Here is a 17,235-nt window from a genome sequence, read left to right as displayed (position 1 = left end):
ATACTCAAGCGGCCAACGAGGACGGACTGTAAATCCGTTGGGTAACCTTCGCAGGTTCGAATCCTGCTCTCCCCACAAACTTAATTTTTAAAATTTTTTGTGGTTTAGGATTTAATCTTTAAATTTGCAAAGCTTTTTAGAAGTGAATGCGGGAATAGCTCAATTGGTAGAGCGTCAGCCTTCCAAGCTGAATGTTGCGGGTTCGAGTCCCGTTTCCCGCTCAAATTCTGGTTCGTCCAGTATAGTTAATCTTTTAAGTAGTTGTTGAGACTCATTTAAACCAAGGTTAACGCGAGTCAAAAATTAATATCTTTATATAAATCAAAAAGTGTATTTTTACACTTGAAAATAATTTAAAGTTATTTTTTTAATTTAAGTATAACAATAGAAATTAATAAAAAGTAAAATGGCAAAGGAAACTTTCAACCGTAATAAGCCGCACTTAAATATTGGTACTATTGGTCACGTTGACCACGGTAAAACAACTTTGACTGCAGCGATTACTAAAGTATTAGCTGATGCTGGTTATTCAGAAGCAAAAGCTTTCGATCAAATCGATAATGCTCCAGAAGAAAAAGAGCGTGGTATTACAATTAATACATCTCACGTAGAGTATGAAACTGCTAACCGTCACTACGCACACGTTGACTGTCCAGGTCACGCGGATTACGTAAAAAACATGGTTACAGGAGCTGCTCAAATGGATGGTGGTATCTTAGTAGTAGCTGCTACTGATGGTCCAATGCCTCAAACTCGTGAGCACATCTTATTATGTCGCCAAGTAAACGTTCCTCGTATCGTTGTTTTCTTAAACAAAGTTGATATGGTTGACGATGCTGAGTTATTAGAGTTAGTAGAAATGGAAGTAAGAGATTTATTATCTTCTTACGAATATGACGGAGATAACACTCCAGTTATCCAAGGATCTGCTTTAGGTGCATTAAACGGTGAGCCTCAATGGGTTGAAACTGTATTGAACTTAATGAACAATGTTGATGAGTGGATCGAGCAACCAGTTCGTGATCAAGATAAACCATTCTTAATGCCAGTAGAGGATGTATTCTCTATTACAGGTCGTGGTACTGTTGCAACAGGACGTATCGAGGCTGGTGTAATTAACTCTGGGGATCCAGTTGACATCGTTGGTATGGGAGAAGAAAAATTAACTTCTACTGTAACAGGTGTTGAAATGTTCCGTAAAATCTTAGATAGAGGTGAAGCTGGTGATAACGTAGGTTTATTATTACGTGGTGTTGATAAAACTGACATCCGTCGTGGTATGGTTATCGCAAAACAAGGGTCTGTTAAGCCACACAAAAAATTCAAAGCTGAGGTTTATATCTTAACTAAAGAAGAAGGTGGTCGTCACACTCCATTCCACAACCGTTACCGTCCACAGTTCTACGTACGTACAACTGACGTAACAGGGGAAATCAACTTACCAGAAGGAGTTGAGATGGTTTTACCAGGAGATAACTTAACTATTACAGTTGAATTATTACAACCAATCGCATTAAACGAAGGTTTACGTTTCGCAATCCGCGAAGGTGGACGTACAGTTGGTGCTGGTCAGGTAACTGAAATTTTAGACTAATTAGTCAAAATATAATATAGAAGATGTGGTAATCTTCAATGATTACCACTCTTTTTATTCTACGGGCATAGTTCAATGGTAGAATAGCGGTCTCCAAAACCGTTGATCAGGGTTCGAATCCTTGTGCCCGTGCTAAATGAAAACGATATGAAAGTCGTACAATATTTTAAAGATTCCTTTGTAGAATTTAAAGATCATGTTACATGGCCATCATTCTCAGATCTACAAAGAGACACAATTATTGTTGCAATAGCTACAGTTTTGTTAGCTATATTTTTATATGCGGTAGATACATTATTCACACAAGTGCTTAACTTTATCTACGGCGCTTTTTAGTTTGTAAAATATCCCGTTTAGTAATTAGAATCATGAGTGAAAAGAAATGGTATGTAATCAAGACTGTGGCTGGACAAGAGCTAAAAGTTAAGGATTATATTGAAAGAGAAATTCAGTACCAAAATTTGAATGATTATGTAGGACAAATTGTTGTTCCTATGGAAAAAGTGATTCAAATCCGTAACGGTAAAAAATATCAAAAGGAAAAAGTACACTTTCCTGGTTACATCATGATAGAAGCTGAACTTGTAGGGGAGATTCCTCACATGGTAAAGAATACATCAGGTGTAATTAGCTTTTTGAGTGCAACGAAAGGAGGTGATCCTGTACCAATGAGACAATCGGAAGTTAACCGAATGTTAGGTAAAGTTGACGAATTAGCAGAAAACATCGATACAAATTTAGGAATATCTTACATCGTAGGAGAAACTGTAAAAGTAATCGATGGACCATTCAATGGCTTCAACGGAACAGTTGAGAAAATCATTGAAGACAAACGTAAACTTGAAGTGATGGTTTTAATCTTCGGACGTAAAACACCACTAGAGTTAAGTTTTAACCAAGTTGAAAAGATTGCATAATCAATCCATCAACAAATTAAAAGTAGAAATTTAGGCTGCTTCCACATAACGCTTAATTTTAAGAATTAAAAAAATGGCAAAAAAAATTGAAAAAGTTGTAAAACTTCAAGTTAAAGGAGGACAAGCAAATCCTTCGCCACCAGTAGGGCCAGCTTTAGGTGCTGCAGGTGTTAACATCATGGAGTTTTGTAAACAATTTAATGGACGTACACAAGAAAAACAAGGTGCAGTGTTACCAGTTGTTATTACTGTGTATCAAGACAAATCATTCGATTTCGTAATTAAAACTCCACCAGCTGCTATTCAGTTAATGGAAGCTGCGAAATTGAAAAAAGCATCAGGAGTACCTAACCGTCAAAAAGTTGGTACTGTTACTTGGGATCAAGTTAGAGCTATTGCTGAAGACAAATTAGCGGACATGAACTGTTTTACTGTTGAATCTGCTATGAAAATGGTTGCTGGAACTGCACGTTCTATGGGTATAACTGTAAAAGGTGGGCAAGCTCCAGAATAATTAAAACATTTTAGGAAATGGCAAAGTTAACAAAAAGACAAAAAGAGGTATTAGCTAAAGTAGAAAAAAACAAACTTTACTCTATTGATGAAGCATCATCATTGGTAAAGGAAGTTAACTACGCTAAGTTTGATGCTTCTGTAGATATAGCAGTTCGTTTAGGTGTAGACCCTAAGAAAGCTAACCAAATGGTTCGTGGTGTAGTTTCATTACCACACGGAACAGGTAAAGATGTAAAAGTATTAGCATTAGTTACTCCAGACAAAGAAGCAGAAGCTAAAGCAGCAGGTGCAGACTATGTAGGATTAGACGAATACTTACAAAAAATTAAAGAAGGTTGGACAGATGTTGACGTTATCGTTACTATGCCAGCAGTTATGGGTAAATTAGGACCATTAGGACGTGTTTTAGGACCTCGTGGATTAATGCCTAACCCAAAATCAGGTACTGTAACTTTAGAAGTTGGTAAAGCCGTTTCTGAAGTAAAAGCAGGTAAAATCGACTTCAAAGTAGACCGTTACGGAATCATCCACGCTGCAGTTGGTAAAGTATCTTTCGATGCTGATAAAATTAAAGAAAATGCGAATGAATTAATTCAAACTTTAATTAAATTAAAACCAACAGCTGCTAAAGGAACATATGTAAAAAGCATCACGCTTTCTACAACTCAATCTGTAGGTGTATCAGTAGATCCAAAAAGTGTAAACGCTTAAAATTAGTAGATTATGGCAATGACAAAACAAGATAAAGCAAATATGATAGATGAATTGCAAGCTGTATTAGCAGAAGCAAAAATCATCTACTTAGCAGATATCGACGGATTAAACGCTGTTAATACTACTGAATTAAGAAGAGCTTGCTACAAAAGCAATGTATCTTTACGCGTAGTAAAAAACACTTTATTAAAGAAAGCTATGGAGCAAATCGAAGACAAAAACTTCGAAGAGCTTTACGGATCTTTAAAAGGAAATACAGCATTAATGACTGCTGAAGTTGGTAACGCACCAGCTAAAGTAATCGATACTTTCAGAAAAAAATCTGAAAAACCTATTTTAAAAGGAGCTTGGATTGAAGATAATACATTCGTAGGTGATGACAAATTACCACAATTAGTAGCATTGAAATCTCGCGAAGAATTAATCGCAGACATCATCATGTTACTTCAATCTCCAATCAAAACTGTTGTTTCTCAATTAGAGAACAAAGACGCTGCAAAAGCAGAAGAAGGAGCTTCAGAAGAATAAGACACACTCATATCAAATAAAAGTTTAAAAAACAAAAAGCATTAAAATGGCAGATTTAAAAAAATTAGCTGAAGAGTTAGTAAACTTAACAGTTTTAGAAGTTAATGAATTATCTACAATCTTAAAAGATGAGTACGGAATCGAACCAGCTGCTGCTGCTGTAGTTGTTGCTGCAGGTGGAGCAGGTGAAGCTGCTGAAGAGCAATCAGAATTCGACGTAATCTTAAAAGAAGCAGGTGCATCTAAATTAGCAGTTGTTAAATTAGTTAAAGAATTAACTGGTAAAGGATTAAAAGAAGCTAAAGATTTAGTAGATTCAACTCCAGCAACAGTTAAAGAAGCAGTTTCTAAAGACGAAGCTGAAGCTTTAAAGAAACAGCTAGAAGAAGCTGGTGCAGTAGTAGAATTGAAGTAATTTTTATTACTCAAAAATATAGGTTTGGACCTAACACAGGACGTGTTAGGTCTAAACCTTTTTACGCATAAAGTCATTATATAAACCAAAATTCATTCGAAATTGGCCACTAAAGCAACATTAAGCAACTCGACTGAGAAAAAAGAAAGATTGAACTTCTCTTCTGCAAAAGCAGTCGCTCAGTTCCCAGATTTCCTTGACATTCAGATCAAATCGTTTGAAGATTTTTTCCAGTTGGAAACAAGACCTGACCAACGAAAAAATGAAGGTCTTTACCGAACATTTGCTGAGAATTTTCCAATTACGGATACTCGCAATCAGTTTGTTTTAGAATTCTTAGATTATTTCGTAGATCCACCACGTTACACAATTGATGAGTGTATCGAAAGAGGATTAACGTACAGCGTACCATTGAAAGCTCGTCTTAAATTGTACTGTACGGACGAAGAACACGAAGATTTCGAAACTGTAGTGCAAGACGTATACTTAGGAACAATTCCTTACATGTCTCCTTCAGGATCATTCATTATTAATGGTGCAGAGCGTGTTATTGTATCTCAATTACACCGTTCTCCTGGGGTATTCTTCGGACAATCTTTCCACGCGAATGGTACAAAATTGTACTCATCTCGTATCATTCCTTTCAAAGGATCTTGGATTGAGTTCGCAACAGACATCAACAGCGTAATGTACGCTTACATCGATCGTAAGAAAAAGTTACCATTAACTACTTTATTACGTGCTATCGGATACGAAAGAGATAAAGATATCTTAGAAATTTTCGACTTAGCTGAAGAAGTAAAAGTTAATAAAGCTAATTTAAAGAAAGTTGTAGGTCGTAAACTTGCTGCACGTGTATTAAATACATGGCACGAGGATTTCGTAGATGAAGATACAGGAGAAGTTGTATCTATCGAGCGTAATGAAATTATTTTAGACCGTGAAACAATCTTAGAGAAAGATCACATCGATCAAATCGTAGATTCTGGTGTAAAGACAATCTTATTACACAAAGAAGATATCAATTCTGCTGATTATGGAATTATCCATAATACTTTACAAAAAGACCCTACTAACACTGAAAAAGAAGCAGTAGAGTACATCTATAGACAATTACGTAACGCTGAGCCACCAGATGAGGAAACAGCAAGAGGAATTATTGACAAATTATTCTTCTCTGATCAACGTTATTCATTAGGTGAAGTAGGTCGTTACAGATTAAATAAAAAATTAGGCTTAAGCATTAGCGAGGACGTACAAGTATTGACTCGTGAAGATATCATTTCGATTATTAAATATTTAATCGAATTAATCAACTCTAAAGCAGAGGTGGATGATATTGACCACTTATCTAACCGTCGTGTAAGAACGGTAGGTGAGCAAATGGCAAGCCAATTTGGAGTAGGTTTAGCTCGTATGGCTAGAACTATCCGCGAAAGAATGAATGTTCGTGACAACGAGGTGTTTACACCAATCGATTTGATTAATGCAAAAACATTATCATCTGTTATCAACTCATTCTTCGGAACGAACCAGTTATCTCAGTTCATGGACCAAACAAATCCATTATCAGAGATTACACACAAACGTCGTTTATCAGCATTAGGGCCTGGAGGTTTATCAAGAGAAAGAGCGGGATTCGAGGTACGTGACGTACACCACACTCATTACGGACGTTTATGTCCAATTGAAACTCCTGAGGGACCAAACATTGGTTTGATTTCGTCATTATGTGTATTCGCTAAAGTTAATAACTTAGGGTTCATCGAAACACCGTACAGAAAAGTAGAAGATGGAAAAGTGGACGTCGAATCAGCACCAATCTATTTAACTGCGGAAGAGGAAGAATCAAAAGTAATTGCTCAAGCCAATATCGACATGACAGACGATGGTACTATTGCTACTGAACGTGTAACTGCTCGTGAGGATGGGGATTTCCCTGTTGTAACGCCAGCAGAAGTTGATTTAATCGACGTTGCACCTAACCAGATTGCTTCTATCTCAGCATCATTAATTCCTTTCTTGGAGCATGATGACGCCAACCGTGCGTTAATGGGATCGAACATGATGCGTCAGGCAGTTCCATTATTAAAACCTCAAGCACCAATTGTAGGTACTGGATTAGAAAAACAAGTTGCAAAAGATTCAAGAATCTTAGTAAATGCAGAACGTGAAGGTACAGTAACTTATGTTGATGCTGACATTATAACAATTAAATATGATCGCTCAGAAGACGAAGAATTAGTAAGCTTCGATACTGCTGAGAAAACATATAATTTAACAAAATTCAGAAAAACCAATCAAGGAACTACAATTACGTTGAAACCAATTGTAAAAGTTGGCGATCGTGTAGAGAAAGGACAAGTTTTATCTGAAGGTTATGCAACAGAAGGAGGGGAATTAGCAATTGGTCGTAACATGGTTGTTGCCTTCATGCCTTGGCAAGGGTACAACTTCGAGGATGCCATTGTAATCTCTGAGAAAGCTGTTCGCGAAGACTGGTTTACATCTATCCACATCGATGAATATTCATTAGATGTACGTGATACAAAATTAGGTATGGAAGAATTAACTTCAGACATTCCTAACGTTTCGGAAGAGGCTACAAAAGACTTAGACGAAAACGGTATGATCCGTATCGGAGCAGAAGTAAAACCTGGTGATATCTTGATTGGTAAGATTACTCCAAAAGGAGAATCTGATCCAACTCCAGAAGAAAAATTATTACGTGCGATTTTTGGTGACAAAGCAGGTGATGTAAAAGATGCTTCTCTTAAAGCTTCTCCATCATTACGTGGTGTTGTTATCGACAAAAAATTATTCTCACGTAGTATTAAGGATAAACGCAAACGTTCTCAAGACAAAGCTATCATTGATAGTGTAGAAGCTGAGTACGACGTTAAATTCAACGAATTAAGAGAGATTTTATTAGAGAAATTATACGTTTTATTAAACGGAAAAACTTCTCAAGGTATTTACAACGACTTGAACGAAGAAGTAATCAAGAAAGGTGTAAAATACACGCAAAAAATCTTATCTAATGTTGAAGATTTCTTAAACTTAACTGGAGCAGAATCTCTTTGGACAACAGACGAGGATAAGAACGAATTAGTAAAAGAATTGTTACATAATTACAAAATTAAGTACAATGATTTACAAGGAGCACTTAACCGCGAAAGATTTACAATTTCTGTTGGAGACGAGTTACCTGCAGGTATCGTTAAATTAGCGAAAATCTACATTGCGAAAAAACGTAAACTAAGAGTAGGGGATAAAATGGCAGGACGTCACGGTAACAAAGGTATTGTTGCACGTATCGTTCGCGACGAAGATATGCCTTTCTTAGAAGACGGAACGCCAGTAAATATCGTGCTTAACCCACTTGGGGTACCATCTCGTATGAATATCGGTCAGATTTATGAAACGGTATTAGGATGGGCTGGACTTAAAATGGGTCAAAAATTTGCTACACCTATCTTCGACGGTGCTGAAATCGCTGATATCGATCGCATCACAGAAGAAGCAGGTATTCCAAAACACGGTACAACATATTTATATGATGGTAACACTGGAGAACGTTTTGATCAAAAAGCTACTGTAGGTGTGATTTACATGTTGAAATTAGGACACATGGTTGATGATAAAATGCACGCGCGTTCTATCGGACCATACTCATTAATTACTCAACAACCATTAGGAGGTAAAGCACAATTCGGTGGACAACGTTTCGGAGAGATGGAGGTTTGGGCATTAGAAGCATTTGGTGCATCTAATATCTTACGCGAAATCTTAACAGTTAAGTCGGATGACGTAATTGGACGTGCGAAAACTTACGAAGCAATCGTAAAAGGAGAGCCAATGCCAGAACCTGGTATTCCAGAATCATTTAACGTATTGTTACATGAATTACAAGGTCTTGGATTAGACATAAACTTGGAAGAATAATAGGGCAACCTATTATTCTACCTTTTTCGTTATAATAATATAATTGTTAGATACATTTCTATATGTCAACAAAAAATAAAACAAGTCAATTCTCAAAAATCCGTATCGGGTTAGCTTCTCCAGAATCGATTCTTCAAGAATCTAAAGGTGAAGTTTTAAAACCTGAAACGATTAACTATAGAACGCACAAACCAGAGCGTGACGGGTTATTCTGTGAGCGTATCTTTGGACCTGTAAAAGATTACGAATGTGCCTGCGGAAAATATAAAAGAATCCGTTATAAAGGTATCGTTTGTGACCGTTGTGGGGTTGAAGTTACTGAAAAGAAAGTTCGTCGTGAGCGTATTGGACACATCAATCTTGTTGTGCCAATTGCACATATTTGGTATTTCCGTTCATTACCAAACAAAATTGGTTACATCTTAGGATTACCATCTAAGAAATTAGATATGGTAATTTACTACGAAAGATATGTAGTGATTCAAGCAGGTATCGCAAAAGGACCAGAAGGTGAAGAATTAAATAGATTAGATTTCTTATCAGAAGAAGAGTATTTAGATATTTTAGAAACTCTTCCAATCGAGAATCAATATCTAGAAGATACAGATCCTAATAAATTCGTTGCGAAAATGGGTGCTGAAGCATTAGAAGACCTATTATCTCGTATCAATTTGGATGAGTTATCTTACGAATTAAGACACAAAGCACATAACGAAACTTCTAAACAACGTCGTACAGAAGCGTTAAAACGTTTACAAGTTGTTGAGTCGTTACGTGAGTCAAATATGCACCACGTAAACCGTCCAGAATGGATGGTAATGCGCGTTATTCCGGTTATTCCACCAGAATTACGTCCATTAGTTCCATTAGATGGTGGTCGTTTTGCAACATCAGATTTAAATGATTTATATCGTCGTGTAATTATCCGTAACAATCGTTTGAAACGATTAATGGAAATCAAAGCGCCAGAAGTAATCTTACGTAATGAAAAACGTATGTTACAAGAAGCGGTTGATTCATTATTCGATAACACACGTAAAGCATCTGCTGTAAAAGCTGATGGTAACCGTCCGTTAAAATCATTATCTGATTCATTAAAAGGTAAACAAGGTCGTTTCCGTCAAAACTTATTAGGTAAACGTGTGGATTATTCTGCTCGTTCTGTAATTGTTGTTGGACCAACACTTAAGTTACACGAATGTGGTTTACCAAAAGATATGGCAGCTGAATTATACAAACCATTCGTAGTTCGTAAATTAATCGAGCGTGGAATTGTAAAAACAGTTAAATCGGCTAAGAAAATTATCGATAGAAAAGAGCCAGTTGTTTGGGATATTTTAGAAAATGTAATCAAAGGTCACCCAGTTTTATTAAACCGTGCCCCTACGTTACACCGTTTAGGTATCCAAGCATTCCAACCGAAATTAATCGAAGGTAAAGCAATTCGTTTACACCCATTAGTGTGTACTGCCTTCAATGCCGATTTCGATGGTGACCAGATGGCCGTTCACTTACCATTAGGACCAGAAGCTGTTTTAGAAGCACAATTATTAATGTTGGCTTCTCAAAATATTTTGAATCCTGCTAATGGTTCTCCAATTACTGTACCTTCTCAGGATATGGTTTTAGGTCTTTACTACATGACGAAAATTCGTCGTACTGACCACCAATTTACAGTAAAAGGTGAAGGATTAACTTTCTATTCAGACGAAGAAGTTCAAATTGCATACAACGAAGGAGCTGTTGACTTAAACGCCCCAATTCGTGTAAAAGGAACAATTCGTGTAGGAGAGGAGTTAGTAGAAAATCAATTAATCGAAACTTCAGTAGGACGTGTGTTATTCAACCAAATTGTTCCGAAACAAGTAGGTTATATTAATGAAGTATTAACGAAAAAATCGTTACGTACAATTATTAATAAAATCATCAAGATTACAGATTTCCCTACAACGGCTGCTTTCTTAGATGATATGAAACAATTAGGATACCGTAATGCCTTCGAGGGTGGTTTATCATTCTCATTAGGAGATATCTTAATCCCAGAACAAAAGAAAGACCTTATCTCTGGTGCGATCAACCAAGTTGAGAACATTAAGATGAACTATAACATGGGTCTTATTACAAATAACGAACGTTACAACCAAGTTATTGATGTTTGGACAACAACAAACGCAACATTAACAGAAATTGTAATGAAACGTATGACAGAAGATCAACAAGGATTTAACTCAGTATTCATGATGCTTGATTCTGGAGCGCGTGGATCTAAAGAGCAAATTCGTCAGTTATCAGGTATGCGTGGATTGATGGCTAAACCTCAAAAAGCTGGTTCTACTGGTGGGGATATCATCGAAAACCCAATTATCTCTAACTTCCGTGAAGGTCTGTCTATCTTAGAGTACTTTATTTCTTCGCACGGTGCGCGTAAAGGTCTTGCCGATACAGCCTTAAAAACTGCCGATGCTGGATACTTGACTCGTCGTTTAGTTGACGTTGCACAAGACGTTATCGTAATGCACGAAGATTGTGGTACATTAAGAGGTTTAGAAGTTACAGCACTTAAGAAAAAAGAAGAAATTATCGAAAGTTTATCTTCTCGTGTATTAGGTCGTACCTCATTAAATGATATTTACAACCCAGATAATGGTGAATTAATCATTTCTGCTGGTAATATTATTACAGAAGATGTTGGTGATGCTTTAGAAGCAGCTGGTATCGAAAATGTAGAAGTTCGTTCTCCATTAACTTGTGAAGCGAAAACTGGAATTTGTGCTAAATGTTACGGACGTAACTTAGCTACAGGTAAAGGTGTTCAGAAAGGAGAATCAGTTGGTGTAGTTGCTGCACAATCTATTGGTGAGCCTGGTACACAGTTAACATTACGTACTTTCCACGTTGGGGGTACTGCGGGTAACGTTTCTGAGCAAAATACAATTAATGCTAAAGTTGATGGTACAGTTGAGTTTGACGACTTACGTACTGTTGAATCGACAGATGATGCAGGTAACAAAGTAGATACAGTTGTTTCTCGTTCTACAGAGATGAAAGTAATTGATGATTTAGGAAACGTTCGTCAACAAACTAACATTGCTTACGGTACTATCTTATCTGTTAAAAACGGAGCTAAAGTTCAAAAAGGTCAAGAGATTGCAAGTTGGGACCCTTATAACGGGGTTATCATCGCGGAATCTACTGGTAAAATCGAGTACGAACAATTAGAGCAAGGGGTAACTTTCCAAATTGAAATCGATGAGCAAACAGGATTCCAAGAAAAAGTTATTTCTGAATCACGTAATAAAAAATTAGTTCCAGCGTTAAGAGTTATCACGATTGATGGTGAAGAAAAAACATACAACTTACCAGTAGGTGCACACTTAATGGTAAATGATGGAGAAAAAATTAATGCAGGTAAAATCTTAGTTAAGATTCCTCGTAAGTCAGCTAAATCTGGCGATATTACAGGAGGTTTACCTCGTATTACAGAGTTGTTAGAGGCTCGTAATCCATCTAACCCATCAGTTGTTTGTGAAATGGATGGAGTTGTATCTTTCGGTAAAATAAAACGTGGTAACCGCGAAATCATTGTTGAATCTAAAAATGGTGAGATCCGTCGTTACTTAGTTAAATTATCAGCACAAATCTTAGTTCAAGAAAATGACTTCGTACGTGCAGGTGAGCCTTTATCAGATGGAGCAATTACACCAGAAGATATTTTAAGAATCTTAGGACCAACAGCGGTTCAAGAATACTTAGTAAACGAGATTCAAGATGTATACCGTTTACAAGGGGTAAAAATCGATGACAAACACTTCGAAATTATCGTACGTCAAATGTTACGTAAAGTTCGTATTGTAGACTCAGGAGATTCAAGATTCTTAGAAGATAGTTTAGAGCACAAAGATGATTTCATGCAAGAAAACGATCGTTTATTCGGAATGAAAGTCGTAGAAGATGCTGGTGATTCTGACACATTAAGTGCAGGACAAATCATCACAGTTCGCGAATTACGTGACGAAAACTCTAAATTAAAACGTGAAGACAAAAACTTAGTAACAGCTCGTGAGGCTTTACCTGCAACAGCAGAAGCAGTTTTACAAGGGATTACAAGAGCGTCTTTACAAACTAAATCTTTCATGTCTGCGGCATCGTTCCAGGAAACTACAAAAGTTCTTAACGAAGCAGCTGTAGCTGGTAAAGTAGACGGTTTAGTAGGATTAAAAGAAAACGTTATTGTTGGACACTTAATTCCTGCCGGAACTGGATTAAAAGAGTATCAAAATATCATCGTAGGATCTAACCGTGAATACGAGGAATTAATAAACGCAAAACAAGAATTATAATGTCAGAAAATCAACAAAACGAAGGATTAAACATTGAGTTAAACGAATTAGTAGCTCAAGGTGTTTATGCTACAGGAGCAATCATCAACCACTCACCATCTGAGTTCGTTGTAGATTTCGTTCAATTTTTACCAGGTGCTAGACCATCAGTAAAATCAAGAATTATTTTGTCTCCATTACAAGCAAAACAATTATCTCAATCGTTAGCAGAAAACGTAACTAACTTCGAGAAAAGCTTTGGTGAAATCAAAGAACCTCAAGTAAACAACGGTACTGCAACTTACGAAGCTTAAGAATCATTCTTAATATTTCAAAAAGTCCCTCAATCTTAGATTGGGGGATTTTTTTATGCAATCAAAACTATCAAATCATTAAAAATAATCTTATAAAAGTTATCTCAATTATTAAATTGATAATTATTTGTGATATTAATGCGAATAATTTAAAAATAAAATACATTAATCTTTTTAACAGTATTTTTTTGAATCGAAAAAATGTTTAGATTTGTATTTAGCAAATAACACAAGAATGTCTGACTATAAATTAATTCTACCTTCTATGGGAGAAGGTGTAATGGAAGCTACTGTAACAAATTGGATCAAGAATATTGGTGATTCGATTAGTGAAGATGAATCGGTTGTAGAAATCGCAACTGATAAAGTAGATTCTGATGTTCCTTCGCCAGTGGCGGGAGTTTTAAAAGAAATCTTAGTTCCGGTAGATGGAATTGCAAAAGTAGGTGAGCCTATCGCAATTTTGTCTGTTGATGGAGTTGTAGAACAAGCTGATTCGGCAGAAGAAGTAGATACAAATAGCGATCAGGAAATTGCTGATGCTGCAAAATCTATAGAGGCTGAAGTTGCAACAATCAAAACTGAAACGGTTATTACTTCGTCTGATGATAAATTTTATTCTCCTTTAGTAAAATCTATTGCGAAAGAAGAAGGTGTTTCTCAGGCTGAGTTAGATCAAATTTCAGGTTCTGGAAAAGACGGACGTGTAACGAAAGATGATATTTTAAATTTCGTTAAAAATAGAGGTAATCAACCAGCGAAACCAGTTGCTACGACTTCTGTTGCTGCACCAGTTGCTCAACCTCAAGCACCACAAGTGCAATCTGCGCCAATTTCTGTTGGTGAAGGTGATGAAATCATCGAAATGGATAGAATGCGTAAGATTATTGCGCAAAATATGCTACAAGCAAAACAAATTGCTCCACACGTAACGTCTTTCGTAGAAGTTGATATGACGAATATTGTATTGTGGAGAGATAAAAATAAAAATGAGTTTCAGAAGAAACATGGTGAGAAAATTACCTTCATGCCAATTTTTATTGAAGCAGTAGCAAAAGCAATTCAAGATTTCCCAATGATTAATGTTTCGGTTGATGGAGATAAAATCATCAAAAAGAAAAATATCAATATTGGAATGGCAGCAGCCTTACCAAGTGGAAATTTAATTGTACCTGTTATAAAAAATGCAGATCAATTTAATTTAGCGGGGTTAGCTTCTCAAGTAAATGATTTAGCAAATCGTTCTCGTAACAATAAGTTGAAACCAGCAGAAATTCAAGGAGGAACGTATACAATTACAAATATTGGTTCTTTCGGAAATACATTAGGAACGCCAATTATTCCTCAACCACAAGTCGCTATTTTGGCTGTTGGTGCAATTGTGAAAAAACCTGCGGTTATCGAAACTCCACAAGGAGATATGATTGCAATTCGTCACAAAATGTACTTATCTCATGCTTACGATCACCGTGTTGTGGATGGCGCTTTAGGAGGTATGTTTGTAAAACGTGTTGCCGAATATCTTGAGGCTTTCGATATGAATACGCCTGTGTAATATTAGAATCATAAAAAAACGTATATAACATCTTAAAAACTCTGATTAAGTCAGAGTTTTTTTTATTTTTACAATTAGGTTTAGTTGTAATGAAGATGAGATTTATCTATCTACTTGTTTTATTTTTTTCTGTATACTGTTTTTCTCAAGATGTTGAGGAGAATAATGCGTTCTATAAAGAAGCTGTGGAGAAATTAAAAATAGATAATTCTAAAAGTATTAAGATATATGAATACTTGATTAACAATTCTGCAAACACCATTCAAAAATTAAATTATCAACTCGATTTAGTAAAAATAAAAGTATACGTTTCTAAAGATACAGAGGCTTTAGATATTTTTTTCGCGATTGAACCAGAAGTTTTAGCATCAAATAATCAAGAATTGAAAGATCGATACTATCTTATAGGATCAGATTTATTTTATTATTTAGGGTTTAAGGAAGAATCGAAGAAACTGTTAAATAAAGTCAAAACAAAAGATAGTTCTTGGATAAATGATACTAGAAACAAGTTTATTAATCTTAAATATGATTTATCTTTTAGTCCAATTATATCAAAAAAAATAAATAATTTGAACGAAGCAAATGCTACGATTGACAGTTTGCAGATTGCAAATGAAGTTGAACGATTTATTTTGTTAAAAAGAATTCAAAATTATTTTTTATCTACTAATTCTCTTAAAGAATATGCGATTTATACGAGTCAATTAAATGAATTAGCAGAGCGTTTGAATGTTGAAAAGAAAACAACTCAAAATTATTTAGTCAATAAACTTATTGATCAACAAAAATCTCAAAAAGAGATTAAAGAAAAACATTTAAAAAGAGCTTCTGTTGTTTTATCTATTGTATTTATATTAATCATTATAACGTTGATTTTTTATAAGAAAAAGAAGCGAATAGAAGAAAATATAGTTAAAACAAATCTAATTTCTGATAAAGTTGAAAGCGAAATTTTAATGAAATTAGAAAATTTTGAGAAAAATAAAGGTTTTCTAAATCCTACGATCACGATTTCAATTTTAGCCAAAGATTTAGATACAAATATTAAGTATTTATCATCTATTTTAAATAATGTAAAACAGAAAAGTTTTAATAATTACATTAATGAATTGCGCATAGATTACATCGTAAAAATATTAAAAGAAGATAAAAAATTTCGGTTATATAAAATTAGTCATTTAGCTAAAGAAAGCGGCTTTATATCTCAGAGTAGTTTTACCACTTTTTTTAAATTAGTAACAGGTGTTACACCTTCTGTTTTTGTAAAAAATTTAAATGAAGATGAATAATATAATTTTAACCTTACTTTTTTTATTCGGAACTTCTTTCAGTTTTGCTCAGAAATCAGATAGTGTGAGAATTGCTTACGATTATGTTTATTTTAATCCGCAAAAAGCGATTGAAATGGCAAATCGTATTATAAAAACTTCAGAAAATAAAGACGATCAAATTACTGCTCGATTAATCAAAACAAATGCATATAGTTCTTTAGATGATACTTATAATGCGTTGAAATACGCATTTGAAACATATGATTATGTTAAAAAAGAGAAAGATACTTTTAATGAAGCTAGAATTTTAGGAAGAATAGGTGAGCTTTTTCAATTGTATGGATTTAATACTCAATCTCGCTATTATCTCGAGAAATCTGAAAATTTAATTCTTTCGAAAGAATTTTCGGAAGAAAAAAGACCAATGTATTTAGGGAATATTTACGGAATAAAAGGAAATGGATATAAAGATGATTTAGATTGTGATTTTGCTTTAAAATATTACGATAAATCGATCAAATCTTATAAGAGTAGAGAATTAAATCAAAGTACATTAAACAATTTAGCATTAGTTTATATTGAGAAATCAAATTGTTTAATTGATAAATCGATCTTAGATTCTGCTACATTGTACTTAGATGAAGCTTTTTTTGTTATTAAAAAGAATAATCTAAAAGAATATGATCAGTCTGCCAAAACTAGCTTGGCAAGGATTTATCAAGCAAAAAAAGATTATATATATTCCAATCAACTTTTGAAAGAAGTTTTAAAAGAAATAAAAGCTTCGGAACCTATTAGTGTAAATTTGTATGTATATAGAATTTTGGCACAAAATGCTTTTTATCAACAAGATTATATTGCTTACAAAAAATATATAGATTATATCAAAAAAATAAATTTGCAATTGGAAAAAAGTAATCAAGAAGCAAAAGAGAAAAGCCTAAATTTTTTGTTATATAAAGATCAAGGATTCTGGTATAACTTATCTTTTTTTAAACTGCCATTAGTCTTATTACTTGTCATTATTTTTCTACTATTTCTAAAAAATAGTAGAAATCAGAATTTTTTAAATTTAAAATCTATTTTCAGAAATAATAAAGGTTAATTTATTTATTATTAATTAATTATATTGTTTTTAGTGTTG

Annotated in this window: 13 protein-coding genes and 3 tRNA genes; all 16 read left to right on the top strand. The window is 34.7% G+C overall.

Going from position 1 to position 17,235, the window contains the following annotated elements:
* The 16 genes from HXZ74_RS09430 (at position 1) to HXZ74_RS09355 (ending at position 17,196) form a co-directional block, all read left to right on the top strand.
* Positions 1 to 75 (top strand) — tRNA-Tyr (locus HXZ74_RS09430).
* 73 nt (positions 76 to 148) lie between these two features.
* Positions 149 to 221: transfer RNA gene (locus HXZ74_RS09425), tRNA-Gly, on the top strand.
* 185 nt (positions 222 to 406) lie between these two features.
* Positions 407 to 1,594 carry an elongation factor Tu gene (tuf, locus tag HXZ74_RS09420; protein ID WP_038331067.1) on the top strand — a complete coding sequence of 396 codons (1,188 nt, stop codon included), beginning with the start codon at positions 407 to 409 and terminating at the stop codon, positions 1,592 to 1,594.
* Between the two features lie 61 nt (positions 1,595 to 1,655).
* Positions 1,656 to 1,726 (top strand) — tRNA-Trp (locus tag HXZ74_RS09415).
* Between the two features lie 15 nt (positions 1,727 to 1,741).
* Positions 1,742 to 1,930 carry a preprotein translocase subunit SecE gene (gene secE, locus HXZ74_RS09410; protein ID WP_038331172.1) on the top strand — a complete coding sequence of 63 codons (189 nt, stop codon included), beginning with the start codon at positions 1,742 to 1,744 and terminating at the stop codon, positions 1,928 to 1,930.
* A gap of 32 nt (positions 1,931 to 1,962) precedes the next feature.
* Complete coding sequence (nusG, locus tag HXZ74_RS09405; RefSeq protein WP_038331068.1) at positions 1,963 to 2,511, top strand: transcription termination/antitermination protein NusG; 549 nt, start codon at positions 1,963 to 1,965, stop codon at positions 2,509 to 2,511.
* 73 nt (positions 2,512 to 2,584) lie between these two features.
* Positions 2,585 to 3,025 carry a 50S ribosomal protein L11 gene (rplK, locus tag HXZ74_RS09400; protein ID WP_038331069.1) on the top strand — a complete coding sequence of 147 codons (441 nt, stop codon included), beginning with the start codon at positions 2,585 to 2,587 and terminating at the stop codon, positions 3,023 to 3,025.
* A gap of 17 nt (positions 3,026 to 3,042) precedes the next feature.
* Entirely contained in the window at positions 3,043 to 3,738 is a 696-nt protein-coding gene (rplA, locus tag HXZ74_RS09395; protein WP_038331070.1) for a 50S ribosomal protein L1, read from the top strand.
* 18 nt (positions 3,739 to 3,756) lie between these two features.
* Entirely contained in the window at positions 3,757 to 4,269 is a 513-nt protein-coding gene (gene rplJ, locus HXZ74_RS09390; RefSeq protein ID WP_052217500.1) for a 50S ribosomal protein L10, read from the top strand.
* A gap of 46 nt (positions 4,270 to 4,315) precedes the next feature.
* Complete coding sequence (rplL, locus tag HXZ74_RS09385) at positions 4,316 to 4,684, top strand: 50S ribosomal protein L7/L12 (protein WP_019974307.1); 369 nt, start codon at positions 4,316 to 4,318, stop codon at positions 4,682 to 4,684.
* A gap of 102 nt (positions 4,685 to 4,786) precedes the next feature.
* Positions 4,787 to 8,629 carry a DNA-directed RNA polymerase subunit beta gene (gene rpoB / locus HXZ74_RS09380; RefSeq protein ID WP_125349434.1) on the top strand — a complete coding sequence of 1,281 codons (3,843 nt, stop codon included), beginning with the start codon at positions 4,787 to 4,789 and terminating at the stop codon, positions 8,627 to 8,629.
* 62 nt (positions 8,630 to 8,691) lie between these two features.
* A complete protein-coding gene (gene rpoC / locus HXZ74_RS09375) occupies positions 8,692 to 12,969 on the top strand; it encodes a DNA-directed RNA polymerase subunit beta' (protein WP_286475027.1) in 4,278 nt (1,425 codons plus the stop codon).
* Positions 12,969 to 13,262, top strand: a complete 294-nt coding sequence (locus HXZ74_RS09370) for a DUF3467 domain-containing protein (protein ID WP_038331074.1) — start codon at positions 12,969 to 12,971, stop codon at positions 13,260 to 13,262. The genes rpoC and HXZ74_RS09370 overlap by 1 nt, the downstream gene beginning before the upstream one ends.
* A gap of 235 nt (positions 13,263 to 13,497) precedes the next feature.
* Positions 13,498 to 14,817, top strand: a complete 1,320-nt coding sequence (locus tag HXZ74_RS09365) for a dihydrolipoamide acetyltransferase family protein (RefSeq protein ID WP_280061807.1) — start codon at positions 13,498 to 13,500, stop codon at positions 14,815 to 14,817.
* An 89-nt stretch (positions 14,818 to 14,906) separates the two neighbouring features.
* Entirely contained in the window at positions 14,907 to 16,109 is a 1,203-nt protein-coding gene (locus HXZ74_RS09360; protein WP_286475026.1) for a helix-turn-helix domain-containing protein, read from the top strand.
* Complete coding sequence (locus tag HXZ74_RS09355) at positions 16,102 to 17,196, top strand: hypothetical protein (RefSeq protein ID WP_280061809.1); 1,095 nt, start codon at positions 16,102 to 16,104, stop codon at positions 17,194 to 17,196. The genes HXZ74_RS09360 and HXZ74_RS09355 overlap by 8 nt, the downstream gene beginning before the upstream one ends.
* The last annotated feature ends 39 nt before the right edge of the window (positions 17,197 to 17,235 follow it).

The organism is Empedobacter sp. R750 (genome assembly GCF_030324345.1).
GTDB classification, from domain to species: Bacteria; Bacteroidota; Bacteroidia; order Flavobacteriales; family Weeksellaceae; genus Empedobacter; species Empedobacter falsenii_C.
Note: the sequence above shows the minus strand (reverse complement) of the source record. Positions and strands in the feature narration are given on the sequence as shown.